Genomic DNA, 16,763 nt, shown 5'->3' on the forward strand with positions numbered 1-16,763 from the left:
GCATAGCCGGGCTTTTTCATGAAAGGATCCGCTTAGCGCGCGCGGTAGGTGATCCGGCCCTTGCTCAGATCGTAAGGCGTCAGTTCCACGCGAACCTTGTCGCCCGTCAGGATGCGGATGTAGTTCTTACGCATCTTTCCGGAGATGTGCGCGGTGACGACGTGCCCATTTTCCAACTCCACGCGAAACATGGTGTTGGGAAGGGTGTCGACGACAGTACCTTCCATTTCGAAGCTGTCTTCTTTCGACATATATAGAAAAGCCCTCGGTGACAAGATAGGCCCAGAGCAGTCCGGGCGAAAAAGGCCCATATTCTGACAGAAATTCAGAAAAAGCGCTATTTCATCAGGCCAGGGCGACCCAGCGTTGGTTGACGAAGAGCTCTATGGGGCGATACTCGGTCTTATAGGACATCTTGCGACACCCTTTGATCCAATAGCCGAGATAAACCGCATTCAGCCCCAGGCGGCGGGTTTCGGCGATCTGCCAGAGGATGCCGAACACGCCCAGGCTGCGCTTTTCTTCGCTGGGGTCGTAGAAGGTATAGACCGCCGACATGCCATTGGGCAGCACGTCGGTGACGGCAAGACCGATCAGGCGGTCCTCGACGCGCATCTCGTAGAAGAAGGCGTAGGGCAGATGGCTGACCAGGAAGGTGGAGAACTGGCCTCGACTCGGCGGGAACATGTCACCGTCGGCGTGGCGTTCGCTGATGTAGCGGGCGTACAGCTGGTAACGCTCCTCGGTAAAGCCCGGGTCGCAGCGGGTGACCTTGATGTCGAGGTTGCGCTTGAGCACTCGACTCTGCTTCCGGCTAGGGCGGAAACGAGCGACGGGAATGCGCGCGGGAACGCAGGCTTTGCAGAGCTGGCAGTGGGGGCGGTAGAGATGATCGCCGCTGCGGCGAAAGCCCAGCTCGGACAGCTCGGCGTAGATCTGACCGTTCATGGGCTGCGAGGGGTCGAGAAACAGCGTGGTCGCCTGCTCGTTGGGCAGGTAACTGCAAGCGTGAGGCTGGGTTGCGTAAAACTTGAGTCTCGCCAGCTCGGTCATGTCGAATCTCTACATAAGCCTGGCCTGAGTGTAAGTCACCCGCAGGAGGTAGGCCAGGCGGCCATGCTGGCCTGATCCAGGTATTTGGCCAGGTAATCGGCAAAGCGTTCCCGTGACAGGCTGCTCGCGCCCAGGCTCTGCAAATGTGCGGTTTGCATCTGGCAGTCGATCATCACGAAGCCCCAGGCCGCCAGATCCCGTACCAGGGTCACGAAGCCGATCTTGGAGGCGTTGTCGACATGGCTGAACATGGACTCGCCAAAGAATAGCTTGCCCATGGCGATGCCATAGAGCCCGCCGACGAGCTGATCGCCGTCCCAAACCTCCACGGAATGGGCCCAGCCTTGGGCATGCAATTCCTGGTAGGCCTGGCGCATTTCCGCGGTGATCCAGGTGCCGTCGGCATCGCGTCGCGGACCGGCGCAGGCCAGGATCACCTGAGCGAAGGCCTGGTCGTAGGTGACGCGTAGTGGGGTCTTGCGCAGGGTCTTCGCCAGACTGCGGGAGACATGCAGGTCCGGCGGGAAGAGCACCGTACGGGGATCCGGCGACCACCAGAGTAAGGGTTGGCCAGCTTGATACCAGGGAAAGCAGCCGTGACGATAGGCATTGACCAGACGCGCCGCGCTCAGGTCGCCGCCGATCGCCAGCAGGCCGTTGGGTTCGCGCAACGCCTGCTGCAGGGGCGGGAAGTCAGGGCTTTCGCGGGTCAGCCATTTCACCATGGTAGGGGAGGGCGCCTTCTGATACAGGAAGCTGAGGGTATGAGCTTGTGCGTAACAAGCTCAAGAAATCGTCATAACTCTTTGTCAGGACAACGAAAGAATGCTCCAATGTTGTGCCTGAAGGCGGTTCCGGTACGACCGTCCGCTATCGTGCCATGTTTCGTTGCGGGACTGTAGAACCAGGGCCCGGACGATCTAGAATGGCGCACTGTTTTTGATTCACGGTCACACGTTCCGTGTGCGGGAAAAGCGCGCTTGAAGCAATCCAGTTCTGTCAGCCACGTCAACCAATGGCGTGAGCATCTGCATTATCGTCTCAAGGAGGTGGTGCTCATCGCACTGGCCGCCTTGTGCCTGTATCTACTCATGGCTCTGCTGAGCTACGACCCTTCCGATCCGGGCTGGACCCACACCAGTCGCATCGACCAGGTCCATAACACCGCTGGCCGCGCCGGCGCCTGGCTGGCCGATGTGCTCTTCATGGCACTCGGCTATTTCGCCTTCGTGTTTCCCGTCCTGCTCGCCGTCAAGACCTGGCAGATCTTCCGTAAGCGGCATCTGCCCTGGGAGTGGAGCGGCTGGCTATTTTCCTGGCGCCTGACCGGCCTGGTGCTGCTGGTGATCTCGGGTTCGGTGCTCGCTTACATTCATTTCCATGCCGTGTCCGCCCTGCCGGCATCGGCGGGCGGTGCCCTGGGCGAGAGCCTCGGGCAGCTGTCGGTCGCCGCCCTGAATGTCCAGGGCAGTACGCTGCTGTTCCTCGCGCTCTTCCTGCTGGGACTGACGGTCTTTACCGATCTGTCCTGGTTCAAGGTGATGGATTTCACCGGCAAGGTGGTGCTGGATCTCTTGGATCTGGTGCAGGGTGGCTTCAGCCGCCTGGCCGGCGGTCGCCGTCAGGCCCCGGAGCTGGACACCTTCGACGAGCCGGTGTCGCCGCCGGTTGCGCGCAAGAGCAAGGCCCGCGAAGTGCCGGTTCCGGTCGCCGACGAAGACCTGGATGACCTGCTCGACATCGCACCGCCCCCACGGGTGGAGCGCGCCGCGCCGCGCATCGAGATGCCCGCGGCCAGTCGCTTTGTCGCCGAAGCACCCGAGTCCGCGCCTGTGGCTGCCGCGCCTGTCCCAGCGCCTGCCAATGTCGCCGCGCCCACGCCGCCGCCACGCAAGACGGTGCCAGCACCGGCCCCCGCGCCCTATTCGCCGGCGGCTGCCGTGGTCCGGGTCGACGCGGATCTGGAAGGTACGCTGCCGCCGCTGTCGATCCTGGATCGCGCCGAGAAGAAACAGCAGAGCTATTCGCCGGAATTCCTCGAGAACATGTCGCGCCTGCTCGAGGTCAAGCTCAAGGAGTTCGGCGTCGAGGTGATCGTGGAGAGCGTCCATCCCGGTCCGGTGATCACCCGTTTCGAGATTCAGCCGGCGGCCGGCGTCAAGGTCAGTCGTATTTCCAACCTGGCCAAGGACCTGGCGCGTTCGCTGGCCGTGTTCAGTGTGCGGGTGGTGGAGGTCATTCCCGGCAAGACCACCGTGGGTATCGAGATTCCCAACGAAGATCGCCAGATGGTGCGTTTCTCCGAAGTGCTCGAGTCGCCCGAGTACGCGGCGGCCAAGTCGCCCGTCACCCTGGCCCTGGGTCATGACATCGGTGGCAAGCCGGTCATCACCGACCTGGCCAAGATGCCACACCTGCTGGTGGCCGGTACCACCGGCTCCGGTAAGTCGGTGGGCGTGAACGCCATGCTGCTGTCGATCCTGTTCAAGTCGAGTCCGGAAGACGCGCGCCTGATCATGATCGACCCCAAGATGCTGGAACTCTCGATCTACGAGGGCATTCCACACCTGCTCTGCCCGGTCGTGACCGACATGAAGGAAGCCGCCAACGCCCTGCGCTGGAGCGTGGCGGAGATGGAGCGGCGCTACAAGCTGATGGCGGCCATGGGCGTGCGTAACCTGGCCGGCTTCAACCGTAAGGTGAAAGACGCCGAGGAAGCGGGTACGCCGCTGACCGATCCGCTCTATCGTCGCGAGAGCATGGACGACGAGGCGCCGCTGCTGAAGACACTGCCGACCATCGTCGTGGTGGTGGACGAATTCGCCGACATGATGATGATCGTCGGCAAGAAGGTCGAAGAGCTGATCGCGCGGATCGCGCAGAAGGCGCGAGCGGCCGGTATCCACTTGATCCTGGCCACCCAGCGCCCCTCGGTGGACGTCATCACCGGTCTGATCAAGGCCAACATCCCCACGCGGATGGCCTTCCAGGTGTCGAGCAAGATCGACTCCCGGACCATTCTCGACCAGGGCGGCGCCGAACAGCTGCTCGGTCACGGCGACATGCTCTATCTGCCGCCGGGTACCGGTCTGCCGATCCGGGTCCATGGCGCCTTCGTGTCCGACGACGAGGTCCATCGCGTGGTCGAGGCCTGGAAGGAGCGGGGCGCACCCGACTACATCGAAGACATCCTCAGCGGCCCGGACGAGGGCGGTGGTGCGGGCTTCGACGGTGGTGGCGGCGAAGGCGGGGAGAGCGACGAGGACGATCCGCTCTATGACGAAGCGGTGCGTTTCGTCACCGAGAGCCGGCGGGCGTCCATCTCCGCGGTTCAGCGCAAGCTCAAGATCGGTTACAACCGGGCGGCACGGATGATCGAAACCATGGAAATGGCCGGTGTCGTATCGCCCATGAACACCAACGGTTCGCGCGAGGTCACAGCGCCTGCTCCGGTGAGAGACTGACATCCATGAGGACTTCGATGCACAAGCTGCGTTGCTTCGCCTTGGCCGCCTTGGCCGCTGTAAGCTTTTCCGTCCATGCCGACCAGGCGTCGGTGGGTCGCCTGTCGCAACTGCTGGACAAGGCCCAGACCCTGACCGCGCGTTTCTCGCAGCTGACCCTGGATGGTTCGGGTACCCGGCTGCAGGAAACCGCCGGCAACATGAGCCTCAAGCGTCCCGGGCTGTTCCGCTGGCATTCCGATGCGCCCCAGGAGCAACTGTTGGTGTCCGACGGCAAGCAGGTCTGGCTGTACGACCCGGACCTGGAGCAGGTCACCATCCGCAAGCTGGACCTGCGCCTGACCCAGACTCCGGCGCTGCTGCTGTCGGGTGACATCTCCAAGATCGAAAGCAGCTTCGACGTCACCAGCAAGGACGCCGGCAACGTCGTCGACTTCGTGCTCAAGCCCAAGACCAAGGACACCCTGTTCGACAGCCTGCGGCTGTCGTTCCGCAATGGCGTGATCAACGACATGCAGTTGATCGACGGTGCCGGTCAGAGAACCAACATCCTCTTCTTCAACGTCAAGCTCAACGAGCCGGTGGCCGCGTCCCAGTTCACCTTCCAGGTGCCCAAGGGAGCCGACGTCATCCAGGAGTGATCGCACCCCATGGATCTCTTCAGCACCGCACCCGTCGGGCAGCCCTTGGCTGCCCGCATGCGTCCCGCGAGCCTCGATGAATACGCGGGTCAGCAACACCTGCTGGCGCGGGGCAAGCCCCTGCGCGAGGCGCTGGAACAGGGTGCGCTGCATTCGATGATCTTCTGGGGGCCGCCCGGGGTGGGCAAGACCACCCTGGCGCGGCTGCTGGCCCAGGTTTCCGATGCCCACTTCGAAACGCTCTCGGCGGTGCTTTCCGGGGTTAAGGAGATCCGCCATGCGGTGGAGGTGGCCAAGCAGCAGGCTGCCCAGTATCGCCGGCGCACCATCCTCTTCGTCGACGAGGTGCATCGCTTCAACAAGTCGCAGCAGGATGCCTTCCTGCCCTATGTCGAAGACGGCACCCTGATCTTTATCGGGGCGACCACCGAGAATCCCTCCTTCGAGCTCAACAACGCGCTGCTGTCGCGGGCCAGGGTCTATGTGCTCAAGAGTCTGGACGACGAGGCGCTCGGCGGCCTTGCGCAGCGCGCCCTCACCAGCGCCAAGGGCCTGGGCGATCGGCGCCTGAGCCTGCCCGACGATGCCCTGGCGCTGCTGCTGGCGGCCGCCGACGGCGATGGCCGGCGGCTGCTCAATCTGCTGGAGAACGCCGCGGACCTGGCCGAGGACGGTGGCGTCCTGGATGCCGAGCTGTTCCAGAGTCTGCTCGGCGATCAGCGCCGGCGTTTCGACAAGGGCGGCGAGGCCTTCTATGACCAGATATCCGCGCTGCACAAGTCGGTGCGGGGCTCGAATCCTGATGGCGCTCTCTATTGGTTCGCTCGGATGATCGACGGTGGCTGCGATGCGCTGTACATCGCCCGGCGGGTGGTGCGCATGGCCAGCGAAGACATCGGCAATGCCGATCCCCGCGCCCTGAGCCTCTGCCTGGACGCCTGGGATGTCCAGGAGCGCCTGGGCAGTCCGGAAGGCGAGCTTGCCATCGCCCAGGCGATTGTCTATCTGGCCTGCGCGCCCAAGAGCAATGCCGTCTATATGGGCTACAAGGCCGCCTTGGCCGATGTGCGCCAGAACGGCTCGCGCGAGGTGCCGTTGCACCTGCGCAATGCGCCGACCAAGCTGATGAAGAACCTCGGCTACGGCGACGAATACCGCTATGCCCACGATGAACCGGAAGCCTATGCCGCGGGCGAGGACTACTTTCCCGAAGAGCTGGAGCCGCGCCGTTACTATGAGCCGGTTCCCCGTGGGCTGGAGCTGAAGATCCGCGATAAACTGCAGCACCTGGCGGACCTCGACCGGTCCAGCCCGCGCCAGCGCCGGCCGCGTTCCTGACGCCTGGCCGGCGCGGCTGCCCCCATTCCTAAGCAAGAGACACGGACATGCTTGATTCGAAACTGGTTCGCACCCAAACCGAGGAGGTGGCCGCACGCCTGGCGACCCGTGGCTACGTCCTCGACGTCAGCCTGGTGGAGTCGTTGGAAGCTCGTCGCAAGGCCGTGCAGACCCGCACCGAGACCCTGCAGGCCGAGCGCAACGCCCGCTCCAAGGGCATCGGCCAGGCCAAGGCGCGCGGTGAAGACATCGCGCCGCTGCTGGCCGAAGTCGATCGCATGGGCAGTGAGCTGGAAGAAGCCAAGCGTGAGCTGGATCTGGTCCAGGGCGAGCTGGATGCCCTGCTGTTGGGCCTGCCCAACCTGCCCGACGCCTCGGTGCCGGTCGGCAAGGATGAAGACGACAACGTCGAAGTCCGGCGCTGGGGCACCCCGCGCGACTTCGACTTCGAGATCAAGGACCACGTCGCCCTGGGCGAGACCCACGGCTGGCTGGACTTCGAGACCGCCGCACGCTTCTCCGGCGCTCGCTTCGCCGTCATGCGCGGTCCCATCGCCCGTCTGCACCGTGCCCTGGCGCAATTCATGCTCAACCTGCACACCGGTGAGCACGGCTACGAAGAGACCTATACCCCCTACCTGGTGCAGGCCGAGACCCTGCAGGGCACCGGTCAGCTGCCCAAGTTCGAGGAAGACCTGTTCAAGATCGGCCGGGAAGGCGAGAGCGATCTCTACCTGATCCCCACCGCCGAGGTCACTCTGACCAACCTGGTCGCTGGCCAGATCCTCGACGCCAAGCGCCTGCCGCTGAAGTTCACCGCCCATACCCCCTGCTTCCGCAGCGAAGCCGGGGCTTCGGGTCGCGACACCCGCGGCATGATCCGCCAGCACCAGTTCGACAAGGTAGAGATGGTCCATATCGTCGAGCCGAGTACCTCCTTTCAGGCCCTGGAAGAACTGACCGGCCACGCCGAGACCGTGCTGCAGCGCTTGGAGCTGCCCTACCGGGTGCTGTCGCTGTGCACCGGCGACATGGGTTTCGGCGCCACCAAGACCTACGACCTGGAAGTCTGGGTGCCGAGCCAGGGTAAGTATCGCGAGATCTCGTCCTGCTCCAACTGCGGTGACTTCCAGGCGCGCCGCATGCAGGCCCGCTACCGCAACGCCGAGGGCAAGCCCGAGCTGGTGCACACCCTCAACGGCTCTGGCCTGGCCGTGGGTCGTACCCTGGTCGCCGTGCTGGAGAACTATCAGCAGGCTGACGGCAGCATCCGCGTCCCCGAGGTACTCAAGCCCTACATGGGTGGCCTCGAGGTCATCGGCTGATGGATTACCTACCGCTCTTCCACAAGCTCGATGGCCGTCCGGTGCTGGTGGTCGGCGGGGGCGACATCGCCCTGCGCAAGAGCGTGCTGCTGGCCGAAGCCGGTGCCCGCATCACCCTGGTGGCGCCGGAGATCGAGCCGGAGGTACGTGCCTTCGTCGAGGCGCGGGGCGGTAGTTGCCGGGTCGAGCGCTATGCGGCGGACCAGCTCGCCGGGCATTGCCTGGTGATCGCGGCCACCGATGACGACGCGGTCAACGAGGCGGTGTCCCACGATGCCCAGGCCCTGGGCCTGCCGGTCAACGTGGTGGATGCGCCCAAACTGTGCACCGTGATCTTCCCGGCCATCGTCGATCGTTCGCCGCTGGTGATCGCCATTTCCAGTGGCGGCGATGCTCCGGTGCTGGCCCGCCTGGTGCGCGCCAAGCTGGAGAGCTGGATCCCCGCTACCTACGGTCAGCTGGCGCAACTGGCGCAGCGCTTCCGCGCCCGGGTCAAGACGCGTTTCGCCGATCTGCAGGCGCGACGCATCTTCTGGGAAGAAGTGTTCCAGGGCGAGGTCGCGGAAAAGGTCTTTTCCGGCCAGCCCCAGGCCGCCGAACAACTGCTGGAAGCCAAGCTGACCAGCGAGACGGCCACCTTTCGCGGCGAGGTCTATCTGGTTGGCGCCGGTCCCGGCGATCCGGATCTACTGACCTTCCGCGCCCTGCGGCTGATGCAGCAGGCCGACGTGGTGCTCTACGACCGCCTGGTAGCTCCGACCATCCTCGACATGTGCCGGCGCGACGCCGATCGTATCTATGTCGGCAAGCGCCGCGCCGAGCATGCGGTGCCCCAGGACGATCTCAATCGCCTGCTGGTCAAGCTGGCCCAGGAAGGCAAGCGGGTCCTGCGGCTCAAGGGCGGCGATCCCTTCATCTTCGGCCGTGGTGGCGAAGAGATCGAGGAGCTAGCGGCTGAAGGCATTCCTTTCCAAGTGGTGCCGGGCATCACCGCGGCCAGTGGCTGTGCGGCCTATGCCGGCATTCCCCTGACGCACCGCGACCATGCCCAGTCGGTACGCTTCGTCACCGGTCATCTCAAGGACGGCTCGGCCGATCTGCCCTGGACCGATCTGGTGGCGCCGGGGCAGACCCTGGTGTTCTACATGGGACTGGTGGGGCTGCCGACCATCTGCGAGCAACTCATCGCCCACGGCAAGGACCCGGCCACACCGGCTGCGCTGGTGCAGCAGGGCACCACGCTCAATCAGCGGGTGTTCACCGGTACCTTGCAGGATCTGCCGCAGCTGGTCGCAGAGCATGAGGTGCATGCGCCGACCCTGGTGATCGTCGGCGAGGTTGTGGCGCTGCGCGAGAAGCTGGCCTGGTTCGAAGGTGCCCAGACGGCGGTCTGATCCTCAAGCCGCGCCCTGGATGCCGGCACTGCTCAGGGCCTCGCGGCCAGGGGGCAGATCCAGCTCCAGGGCCGGTCCCTTGGGCACGATGCCGGTCGGATTGATCTGGGTATGGCTGCTGTAGTAATGGTGCTTGATGTGCTGGAGGTCGACGGTCTCGGCGATCCCCGGCCACTGATACAGTTCGCGCAGCCAACCCTGTAGCGCCGGATAATCCCGAATGCGCCGCAGGTTGCACTTGAAGTGACCGTGGTAGACGGCATCGAAGCGAATCAGGGTGGTGAACAGGCGCCAATCGGCTTCGGTCAGCCATTCGCCGGTCAGATAGCGCTGGGTCTGCAGCAGCTTTTCCAGGTCGTCCAGGGTGGCGAAGACCTCGTCGAAGGCCTCTTCATAGGCCTCCTGGGTGGTGGCGAAGCCAGCTCGGTAGACGCCGTTGTTGACCGTCGGATAGATGCGGTCGTTGAGGGCGTCGATGCGACTGCGCAGGGCCTCGGGGTAGAGATCCAGGCAATTGCCGGTCAGCTCGTCGAAGGCGCCATTGAACATGCGGATGATCTCGGCGGATTCGTTGCTGACGATGCGTTCTTCCTGGCGGTCCCAGAGCACCGGTACGGTGACCCGGCCGGTGTAATCGACCTGGTCGCGTTGATAGAGCTGGTAGAGGCGGTCGAGCTGATAGAGCTCGTCGCCACTGGAGCCCTTGGCTGTATCGAAGGTCCAGCCTTCCTCGCGCATCAACCAGCTGACCACTGAAACGCCGATCAGCTCTTCGAGGCCCTTGAGCTTGCGGTAGATCAGGGTGCGGTGAGCCCAGGGGCAGGCCAGGGACACATAGAGGTGGTAGCGACCGGCCTCCGGTGCGTAGCGCGAGACCCCTTCGGGAATGGCCTGCTCGATGCGAGCGATCCAGTCACGACGCTGGGCCTCTTCTCGCTTGAAATGGCCATCCTTGCCATTGTCGTACCAACGGTCCTGCCACTGTCCATCGACCAACAAGCCCATATCGTCATCCTCCGCTGCGTTGCGGTTAGGAACCCGGGGAGCCGCCCCGGGTTCCTGAGGCGACGTCAGAGCGAGCGGTCGCGCGCTTCCCAGCGGCGTTCGGCTTCGCTTTGGGCGCTGACTTGATCCTGACCCAGGGCGCGGAGGGCCACGGCCAGGGTGGCGATGACCGCCAGACGGCCATAGGGGTCTTCTGCCTCGCCGCGCCAAGTGGTGGCCAGCAACGCCGGGTCGAGGCGCTCCGGCTTGACCTGGCGGCGCTCGGTCAGCGCCGGCCAGCTTTCGTCCCAGGCTTCACCGCCACGGGTGCCATAGAGGTGGGCGATGACATCGGGATTGCGCTCGACTTCGCCACCTTCGCCCTTGATGACGATGCTGTCGTTACCCAGCAGGCGACTGGCCTCGCGGTGGACCTCCTGGTAACCCGGGTGGAAGATGCTCTGCAGGATGCAACGCGCCTGGCTGGGATTGAGCAGCCGGACCAGGGAGTGGATCGGCGAGCGCAGGCCGAGCTCGGCCTTGAGATCGATCATCCGCTGCAGTTCGGGCATCCAGGCCGCCAGGGGTAGGAAGGCCGGCTGGCCTCGGTCGAGCAGGGTGCCGGCGTCCTGCCAGCTATCGACCCTCTGCATGCCCAGGTCGGTCAGGCATTGCTCGGTATAGAGTCGGCCCGCGGTATGGGTGCCGCCGCCATGCATGACCACCCGCACGCCACTGCCGGCCAGGCATTTCACCGCCAGCAGGTACCAGGGCAGGTGACGCTTCTTGCCGGCGTAGGAGGGCCAGTCGAGGTCGACGGCGAAGCCTGGCGGCTGCAGCCGCGCCCTGACGGCGCGGGTAAAGCCGGCCAGCTCTTCGGCGCTTTCTTCCTTGTGCCTCAGCAGCATGAGAAAGGCACCGAGCTGCGCATCGGTGACCTGGCCGTCGAGAATCAGGCCCATGGCCGCTTCCGCCTCGGCCTCGGTCAGGCTGCGCGCGCCGCGCTTGCCCTTGCCCAGGGCCCGGACATAGACGGCGAAGGGATGCTCTTCGGGCGTGGTGAAGGTCATAGGCAATTATCCGGTTTCGGCAGGCCGGCCAGTTTGGCGCCGAGCTTGGCTGGCGCGCCCTTGAACAGCAGGTTGAGCTGGAGGCTGGTGCCCAGTTCCGGGCCCAGTGTCTGGGCAATGTACTTGATCAGTGGCCGGTTGGCCGGCGAAAGCTGGAATTGGGCGTAGAAGTCGCGTAGCGCCTGCAGCACCTGCCAGTGGCGATCGGTCAGCTCGATGCCCTCCTTGAGTGCCAGGTACTGGGCCACCTCGGGATTCCACTGGGAGAGATCACGCAGGTAGCCTTCGGGGTCGAGGTCGAGAGGGGCCATACTCAGGTCCAACTGATGACCTTGGCGCAGCTCACGCTCAGGTCGACGAAAGTGGGGTAGTCGATCAAGGTCACGGCGCGCTCGGGTTGCAGGCACCGTGCCTGGACGTCTTCCGCCAAGGCATAGAGGGTCGTCTTGGCGGGAAGCTGTATCAACAGCGCTGCCGCGACGCTGCCTGGGCGCAACGCTTCGACGGCGCCTCCCGTCAGCAGGACGGCGTCCTCGTCGCGCACCCAGGCGAGCCCATCTAGCGCGCCGGCGTCCAGTAGCGGCGAGCGGGAAAACAGGTGCAGGGTAGTCAAATGGAAATCACCTGGTCATGGTCGTGGATCAGCCCTGCCAGGGCCTCGGGCTCCAGTGGCGTCACCCAAGCGGGCAACTGCTCGGGCGTGATGCCCAGACGTTGCAGGGCGGTGGCTTCGGCGTAGATGGCCTCGACACCGAACAACGGCAGCGCGGAGAGATTGGCACTCAGATCCTTCTGCTCCAAGGCAACGCTGTCGGCTGTCAGCAACTGGGTCACGCCAGGACCGGCGAACAGCAGCGCCAGGGGCAGTTCGAAGGCACCGCCGGCCAGTACGATATCCAGGGCCTCGCGCGGACCGGGGCCGCTCAGTGCGGGCTGGCGGGAGATGACGAGGGTGTTCTTGGCCATGCTAGTCGCCTCCAAAGCAGAGCAGGCGATCAGCGTCCTGCACCGCCTCATGCAGTTGGCCCAGACCGGACAGCTGCCAGGGCGCCCGCACGTTCACCGCGCCCTCACGTTCATAGCGCCGTGCCTCGTTTTCATCCAGCAGCCCACGTTTGAGGGCGGCGGCGATACAGACCACGGCGTCGATCTGGTGACGTTCGATCAGCTCACGCCAGCGCGCGGGTAGATCCGACTCGTCCTGGCCACTGACGGTGGCGTAGGAGGCGTTATGAACGCCATCGCGATAGAGAAAAAGTCGCGACAGCTCATGACCCCCGGCCAGCAGTGCCTCACAGAAGCGCAGGGCCCGACGGGCCGAAGGCGCCTGGGGCGGGGAAAGGATAACGATGGCAAATTTCATAGATGTAAAAAGGCCCGCCGAAGCGGGCCTCTTGGGCTACCGCCGATGATCAATCGTTATTGCTGGCGAATCCAAAGATCTGCAGCAAGCTGATGAACATATTGTAGATCGAGACGTACAGGGTGATGGTAGCCATGATGTAGTTGTCTTCACCACCGTGCACGATGGCGCTGGTCTGGAACAGGATGGCCGCGGCGGCGAACAGCACGAAGCCCGCGCTGATGGCCAGTTGCAGACCACTGATCTGGACGAAGAAGGACAGCACCACGGCGCCCAGCAGGATCCAGAAGCCCGCCATCAGGAAGCCACCGAGAAAGCTCATGTCCTTGCGACTGATCAGCGCGTAGGCCGACAGACCGAAGAAGGCCAGGGCGGTCATGCCGGCAGCCGAAGCGATCACGCTGCCGCCGTTGGGCAGACCCAGGTACATGTTCAGGATCGGGCCCAGGGTGTAGCCCATGAAGCCAGTCAAGGCGAAGGTGCTGACCAGCCCCCAGCCGCTGTTACGGGTCTTCATGGTCAGGAAGAACAGGCCGTAGAAGCCGATCAGTACCACGAAGATGTTGGGGTAGGGTAGCCGCATCTGCTGCGAGACGAAGGCAACCAAGCCACTGAATGCCAGGGTCATGGCCAGCAGGGCGTAGGTGTTGCGCAATACACGGCTGACGTCCCGCGGTTGCGCGATGGCAGGGTTGTAGGCGTATTGACGCTCGTTCATGGTGTACTCCAAAGCTAATTTAACGGTGTGATGTACCGTACGACCCCGAAGATAGCAAATGTTGCTTAAGGATCGCTTGCGAGTGTTTGACAGTGTGTTGCCATCAGGTACTATGCGCCCCTCTTACGGAAGTGTGGCCGAGTGGTTTAAGGCAGCGGTCTTGAAAACCGCCGACTCGCAAGGGTCCCAGAGTTCGAATCTCTGCGCTTCCGCCATCTTCGAAGCCCCGTTCCTACGGGGCTTTTTGCTGTCTGCAGGGTCGAATTTCAAGACCTGTTGGGCGAGTGAAAAGGAGGAGTTCCAAAGTTCTTTCGGAACAGCGCCGAGGCCTGACCTTCTATAGCACTCGCTCCGATGAGGTTGGGCATCGCGGCAACCCAGGCCCCGCACGAGAGCGAGGGCTGAGCTGAGTGCGATCGTTCGAAATTGCCTTGTGAGATGAGCAGGCAGGACGGCTTGAGTCAGGGCGTGCAAAGCATCGCCAAACTATCGGTTACCCACCGAAGCTACCGACCCTGGTCACGCACCATCGTCAGCAGGCTACCATGGCCACCACGAAGATGGTTGCCAGCCCAATACACATGGCACCCAGGGTAAGCGCCAGTAGGCCCTGATCGCTGGTGAGCGATCTCGGACGAATGAGTGCAGATTTAAGCGGGACGCTATTTAGCCGGCCGTGGGGCCTCGACTCGAAGAGCGTCACTGTCCTTGTCAATTGATAGCGCAACTGAAGTATCCTTTTCAGTTTCGGTATTGGGCTGCGGTACCCAGCTATTGGCCGCGATTGTGGCTTCAGCGAAGCTCAACAGCAAGACCATTGCTGCTACGCAGGTTCCTATGGCAATCGCATTGATCACCTTCTGTTCTTTCACAGGTGCATTCATGTTGCTTGCCTGGCAGGGCCACGTCGAATGAGGTGGTCTGACAACTGCAGGCGGCAGAAGTGCAGAGGTCGTTGGCTTCTCACGATCAACCAAGGCCCGTAACCACGGTAAGGCGTCGCCCAGCGCGATGTCGCAGTCCACAGCCTGAGCGTTGCGTTCGGGGCGGTTGAATACTGGTTTAGCCCGATCCTGTCTGACTACTTTGTACCCCGGTCTTCCTGCTCCGACAGGCTTTAGCCGCTGATCGCTGCAGCTCGGCTGAAATCTTTCGTGGGCCTTGGCGCTCGTCTCGATGGCCGTGCGATTCGCTCTGCTGCGTATCTTGCCCCAGCACCTGTGGGCATGAAAAAGCCCGCGCGAAGCGGGCTTTTTCATGCCGAGGTGCGGCGTCCCAATCAGGGCGTGTTGCCCTTGGCCAGGGCGGCAGCGATGGCCGGTGCATCGATGGCGTTGGTCAGGACCTGGGTGCCCGAGAGGATGACATTGTTGGTCGGGCCGCTGCCTTTGATCTCGTCGCTGGCGAGCACCTTGCCCTGGTCGTCGAGGACCTGGGTGATAACGTCATAGTCGAAGCGGACGCGCATGTAGGCGTCGGATTTCCATTCCCGCAGTTTCAGCACTAGCAGCTTCTGACCCTGGGGCGCGCGGTCGCTGGCCTGGCTGGGCATGGCGGTTATGGCGGCGCGGGCCAGGGCCTTTTGCACGGCGTCCTGCAGGTCGGCGGAAAGGGGGCTGCCGCTGTAGGTGCGGACGCTCCAGGGATTGTAGTAGAGGCCGCGGATGTTGCCGACGTAGGTGGCATCCTTGTCTTGGGCGACTACATAGGGACGCTCATCGAGTACCGCGACGGCAACCGGCTTGTCGGCCTTGACGCTGAGTTGCGGGGCGGTCTGGCGGTAGTCGATCTTCTGGCCGATGGCGCAACCGGCGAGTTGCAGCGTGGCGAAGGCGATGAACAAGAGATGAGATGGCTTCATGCGAAACTCCTTTTTCGAGAGGCGCGCAGGCTAAGCCATCAAACTCGTCATGCCAAAATAATGTGATTCAGGTCACTAAATTTATGGGGGTCGCGAGTTGGTTGCCAGGCTCTGCAGCCGGGCGGATGCCCCTGACACACTCATCAGTTGGATAGGCAGGCCAGAGGGTTGCCTGCGTTCAGTGGTTGAAATTCACGCAGCCTGTCGGGGCGTGAAGGGAAGGGCAGAGTTGGAGGACAAGACCGTCCTTGGGCTCTGCCCGCGAGGGTTACAGCGTCTTTTTGTATTCCTTGTCTGCCTTCTTGTCTTCGCGGTGGCGTTCCTTGTCCAGGTGGGTATCGGTGCGGTCGGCTTCGTCAGCGGCATGGGTCGCACCCTTGTCGATTTCCTTCCGGTCGTGGCGCGCGTCCTCGCTCACGTCGCGGTCGTCCTGGCGGACGCTCTTTTCCAGCGGGCTTTCGGCCAGCGCGACGCCCGTGCTGAGGACGCTTAGCAAAACGGTCAGGGTTGCTACGGTAAGCCGTGATTTCATCGGAGGCGCTCCTAAGTCGAGACAGCGGGAGTGGTCGCCCAAAGCGACCGCTTCGTTTGCAGTAAAGCGCTAAAGCTGGCATTGGGAAAGGAGAGCTGCCGAAGCGTCTTGGTCAAGCGGGCGAGCTAGAGGCCCAGGCGGAGGCGTCGTGCGGGTGCAGACTCTCCAGATGGCGCACGTGGATGCGCACTTCCTGGTGGCTATCACGCAGGGCCACCAGCAGGCGGCGGGCGGCGTCCTCGACGAACATCAGATTGCTGCCGTTGAGGGCGGCGAAGGCCTGTTCATCGGCGCGCTTGACGGCGGTTTGCACCGGGGTGCCCAGGGCCCTTTCGCACTGGTCGATCAAGGGCAGCAGGTTGAGGTCGACGGCGCCTGCCGGAATGCTGACCTGCACCTGTGCCAGGCTGCGCTGACTGTGCGGGGTGGCCAGGGAGGCGTGGCGGCGTAGCCAGCTGGCGACGGTGACCGGATCCACGTGCTCGGCGGTCCCGTGCTCTTCGAGAAAGGCCCGTTCGACCAGTTGGCGGGCCAGGGAGGCGGAGCAGGGGCAGGTGGATGAGTAAGGAATTTGGACGCGGGCGCTGAGCTGGAAGACGCCGGCAACCCAACTGGCTTCCAGGCGCACTGGATAGCGCTTCCAACCGCTCAGCTCGGCGGTCACCAGGGCTGGGCGACGAACCAGCAGGGCGAAGTCGAGGCGCAGCCGGGCGGCGCGGGAGTCACAGCTGCGGTGGCTGGTGACCATGTCAGCCAGCAGCGAGCGCAGGCGTTCGGGCGTGAGCGGCTCGCCCAGGCGGTCCAGTAACCGGTAGAGCCGGGACATGTGGATGCCCTTGGCGGTGGCCGCGGGCAGATCGACCTGAACGTCGGCCCTGGCAGGCACGAAGCTGTCGAGATCGCCTTCGCCGAGACGGATGGGCAGGTCGATGCCCTGCATGCCGACCCAATCGAGGGCGGCGGGCAGGGTGGCGGTCTCGCTAAGGGAGACGTCGGGGAGGATGGCGTTCATGGGCAGGG

The 16,763-nt window shown here is 63.8% G+C and carries 19 protein-coding genes and 1 tRNA gene; 6 read left to right on the plus strand and 14 right to left on the minus strand.

The features are described from left to right. Nucleotides 1–32 precede the first annotated feature (32 nt). The 3 genes from infA to aat form a co-directional block, all read right to left on the minus strand. The gene (gene infA, locus V6W80_RS09670) at nucleotides 33–251 is read right to left on the minus strand and encodes a translation initiation factor IF-1 (protein WP_002553999.1); all 219 of its coding nucleotides are present in this window, start codon (nucleotides 249–251) and stop codon (nucleotides 33–35) included. Nucleotides 252–345: 94 nt separating this feature from the next. Next, nucleotides 346–1,053 carry an arginyltransferase gene (locus V6W80_RS09675; protein WP_017641763.1) on the minus strand — a complete coding sequence of 236 codons (708 nt, stop codon included), beginning with the start codon at nucleotides 1,051–1,053 and terminating at the stop codon, nucleotides 346–348. A 35-nt stretch (nucleotides 1,054–1,088) separates the two neighbouring features. Continuing rightward, a complete protein-coding gene (gene aat / locus V6W80_RS09680; protein ID WP_017641764.1) occupies nucleotides 1,089–1,778 on the minus strand; it encodes a leucyl/phenylalanyl-tRNA--protein transferase in 690 nt (229 codons plus the stop codon). A 255-nt stretch (nucleotides 1,779–2,033) separates the two neighbouring features. Here aat and V6W80_RS09685 point away from each other — a divergent pair, with 255 nt between their 5' ends. From V6W80_RS09685 to cysG, 5 genes are read left to right on the plus strand one after another with little or no spacing between them, the layout of a single operon-like run. Continuing rightward, nucleotides 2,034–4,517, plus strand: coding sequence for a DNA translocase FtsK (locus tag V6W80_RS09685; RefSeq protein ID WP_017641765.1), 2,484 nt, complete (start codon nucleotides 2,034–2,036; stop codon nucleotides 4,515–4,517). Nucleotides 4,518–4,534: 17 nt separating this feature from the next. Next, a complete protein-coding gene (gene lolA / locus V6W80_RS09690) occupies nucleotides 4,535–5,158 on the plus strand; it encodes an outer membrane lipoprotein chaperone LolA (protein ID WP_257706180.1) in 624 nt (207 codons plus the stop codon). A 9-nt stretch (nucleotides 5,159–5,167) separates the two neighbouring features. Further along, entirely contained in the window at nucleotides 5,168–6,496 is a 1,329-nt protein-coding gene (locus V6W80_RS09695) for a replication-associated recombination protein A (RefSeq protein WP_257706179.1), read from the plus strand. Between the two features lie 47 nt (nucleotides 6,497–6,543). Continuing rightward, entirely contained in the window at nucleotides 6,544–7,821 is a 1,278-nt protein-coding gene (gene serS / locus V6W80_RS09700; protein WP_017641767.1) for a serine--tRNA ligase, read from the plus strand. Next, nucleotides 7,821–9,215: a siroheme synthase CysG gene (cysG, locus tag V6W80_RS09705; protein ID WP_064308041.1), complete on the plus strand. Its 1,395-nt coding sequence runs from the start codon at nucleotides 7,821–7,823 to the stop codon at nucleotides 9,213–9,215. Before serS ends, cysG begins: the two co-directional genes overlap by 1 nt. Before the next feature lie 3 nt (nucleotides 9,216–9,218). Here cysG and V6W80_RS09710 read toward each other — a convergent pair whose 3' ends face one another. The 7 genes from V6W80_RS09710 to V6W80_RS09740 form a co-directional block, all read right to left on the minus strand. Next, nucleotides 9,219–10,220 carry a glutathione S-transferase family protein gene (locus V6W80_RS09710; RefSeq protein WP_257706178.1) on the minus strand — a complete coding sequence of 334 codons (1,002 nt, stop codon included), beginning with the start codon at nucleotides 10,218–10,220 and terminating at the stop codon, nucleotides 9,219–9,221. 65 nt (nucleotides 10,221–10,285) lie between these two features. Further along, on the minus strand, nucleotides 10,286–11,269 hold the full coding sequence (locus tag V6W80_RS09715) for a glycosyl transferase family protein (protein ID WP_338546803.1): 984 nt from the start codon (nucleotides 11,267–11,269) through the stop codon (nucleotides 10,286–10,288). Then, nucleotides 11,266–11,580 (minus strand): TusE/DsrC/DsvC family sulfur relay protein, encoded by a 315-nt coding sequence (locus V6W80_RS09720; protein ID WP_257706176.1) that lies wholly within the window; start codon nucleotides 11,578–11,580, stop codon nucleotides 11,266–11,268. The genes V6W80_RS09715 and V6W80_RS09720 overlap by 4 nt, the downstream gene beginning before the upstream one ends. Before the next feature lie 2 nt (nucleotides 11,581–11,582). Then, nucleotides 11,583–11,882 (minus strand): sulfurtransferase complex subunit TusB, encoded by a 300-nt coding sequence (tusB, locus tag V6W80_RS09725; RefSeq protein ID WP_257706175.1) that lies wholly within the window; start codon nucleotides 11,880–11,882, stop codon nucleotides 11,583–11,585. Further along, entirely contained in the window at nucleotides 11,879–12,235 is a 357-nt protein-coding gene (tusC, locus tag V6W80_RS09730) for a sulfurtransferase complex subunit TusC (protein ID WP_257706174.1), read from the minus strand. The genes tusB and tusC overlap by 4 nt, the downstream gene beginning before the upstream one ends. 1 nt (nucleotide 12,236) lies before the next feature. After that, entirely contained in the window at nucleotides 12,237–12,632 is a 396-nt protein-coding gene (tusD, locus tag V6W80_RS09735; protein WP_257706173.1) for a sulfurtransferase complex subunit TusD, read from the minus strand. A gap of 49 nt (nucleotides 12,633–12,681) precedes the next feature. Then, nucleotides 12,682–13,350, minus strand: a complete 669-nt coding sequence (locus tag V6W80_RS09740; RefSeq protein ID WP_017641775.1) for a Bax inhibitor-1/YccA family protein — start codon at nucleotides 13,348–13,350, stop codon at nucleotides 12,682–12,684. 127 nt (nucleotides 13,351–13,477) lie between these two features. Between V6W80_RS09740 and V6W80_RS09745 the strand changes: the two genes are divergently transcribed. Beyond that, nucleotides 13,478–13,565: transfer RNA gene (locus V6W80_RS09745), tRNA-Ser, on the plus strand. Between the two features lie 447 nt (nucleotides 13,566–14,012). Here the strand turns inward: V6W80_RS09745 and V6W80_RS09750 are convergent. The 4 genes from V6W80_RS09750 to folE2 all read right to left on the minus strand — a co-directional run bounded on the left by V6W80_RS09750 (nucleotide 14,013) and on the right by folE2 (nucleotide 16,755). Continuing rightward, nucleotides 14,013–14,234 carry a hypothetical protein gene (locus tag V6W80_RS09750; RefSeq protein ID WP_143075217.1) on the minus strand — a complete coding sequence of 74 codons (222 nt, stop codon included), beginning with the start codon at nucleotides 14,232–14,234 and terminating at the stop codon, nucleotides 14,013–14,015. 395 nt (nucleotides 14,235–14,629) lie between these two features. Next, nucleotides 14,630–15,211 (minus strand): hypothetical protein, encoded by a 582-nt coding sequence (locus V6W80_RS09755; protein ID WP_338546805.1) that lies wholly within the window; start codon nucleotides 15,209–15,211, stop codon nucleotides 14,630–14,632. 268 nt (nucleotides 15,212–15,479) lie between these two features. Then, nucleotides 15,480–15,743, minus strand: coding sequence for a hypothetical protein (locus V6W80_RS09760; protein WP_338546806.1), 264 nt, complete (start codon nucleotides 15,741–15,743; stop codon nucleotides 15,480–15,482). A 112-nt stretch (nucleotides 15,744–15,855) separates the two neighbouring features. Beyond that, nucleotides 15,856–16,755: a GTP cyclohydrolase FolE2 gene (gene folE2, locus V6W80_RS09765; RefSeq protein ID WP_017641779.1), complete on the minus strand. Its 900-nt coding sequence runs from the start codon at nucleotides 16,753–16,755 to the stop codon at nucleotides 15,856–15,858. Between the last annotated feature and the right edge of the window lie 8 nt (nucleotides 16,756–16,763).

Source organism: Pseudomonas benzopyrenica (assembly GCF_036884265.1).
In the GTDB taxonomy this organism is placed as follows: Bacteria; Pseudomonadota; Gammaproteobacteria; order Pseudomonadales; family Pseudomonadaceae; genus Chryseomonas; species Chryseomonas benzopyrenica.

Excerpts from the sequence above, each read along its gene's own strand:
- V6W80_RS09675 (WP_017641763.1), bottom strand. The coding sequence starts at position 1,053 with ATGACCGAGCTGGCGAGACTCAAGTTTTACGCAACCCAGCCTCACGCT.
- V6W80_RS09710 (WP_257706178.1), bottom strand. The coding sequence starts at position 10,220 with ATGGGCTTGTTGGTCGATGGACAGTGGCAGGACCGTTGGTACGACAAT.
- aat (WP_017641764.1), bottom strand. The coding sequence starts at position 1,778 with ATGGTGAAATGGCTGACCCGCGAAAGCCCTGACTTCCCGCCCCTGCAG.
- serS (WP_017641767.1), top strand. The coding sequence starts at position 6,544 with ATGCTTGATTCGAAACTGGTTCGCACCCAAACCGAGGAGGTGGCCGCA.
- lolA (WP_257706180.1), top strand. The coding sequence starts at position 4,535 with ATGCACAAGCTGCGTTGCTTCGCCTTGGCCGCCTTGGCCGCTGTAAGC.
- V6W80_RS09755 (WP_338546805.1), bottom strand. The coding sequence starts at position 15,211 with ATGAAGCCATCTCATCTCTTGTTCATCGCCTTCGCCACGCTGCAACTC.
- infA (WP_002553999.1), bottom strand. The coding sequence starts at position 251 with ATGTCGAAAGAAGACAGCTTCGAAATGGAAGGTACTGTCGTCGACACC.
- cysG (WP_064308041.1), top strand. The coding sequence starts at position 7,821 with ATGGATTACCTACCGCTCTTCCACAAGCTCGATGGCCGTCCGGTGCTG.
- V6W80_RS09750 (WP_143075217.1), bottom strand. The coding sequence starts at position 14,234 with ATGAATGCACCTGTGAAAGAACAGAAGGTGATCAATGCGATTGCCATA.
- V6W80_RS09740 (WP_017641775.1), bottom strand. The coding sequence starts at position 13,350 with ATGAACGAGCGTCAATACGCCTACAACCCTGCCATCGCGCAACCGCGG.
- V6W80_RS09715 (WP_338546803.1), bottom strand. The coding sequence starts at position 11,269 with ATGACCTTCACCACGCCCGAAGAGCATCCCTTCGCCGTCTATGTCCGG.
- tusD (WP_257706173.1), bottom strand. The coding sequence starts at position 12,632 with ATGAAATTTGCCATCGTTATCCTTTCCCCGCCCCAGGCGCCTTCGGCC.
- V6W80_RS09760 (WP_338546806.1), bottom strand. The coding sequence starts at position 15,743 with ATGAAATCACGGCTTACCGTAGCAACCCTGACCGTTTTGCTAAGCGTC.
- V6W80_RS09720 (WP_257706176.1), bottom strand. The coding sequence starts at position 11,580 with ATGGCCCCTCTCGACCTCGACCCCGAAGGCTACCTGCGTGATCTCTCC.
- tusC (WP_257706174.1), bottom strand. The coding sequence starts at position 12,235 with ATGGCCAAGAACACCCTCGTCATCTCCCGCCAGCCCGCACTGAGCGGC.
- V6W80_RS09695 (WP_257706179.1), top strand. The coding sequence starts at position 5,168 with ATGGATCTCTTCAGCACCGCACCCGTCGGGCAGCCCTTGGCTGCCCGC.
- folE2 (WP_017641779.1), bottom strand. The coding sequence starts at position 16,755 with ATGAACGCCATCCTCCCCGACGTCTCCCTTAGCGAGACCGCCACCCTG.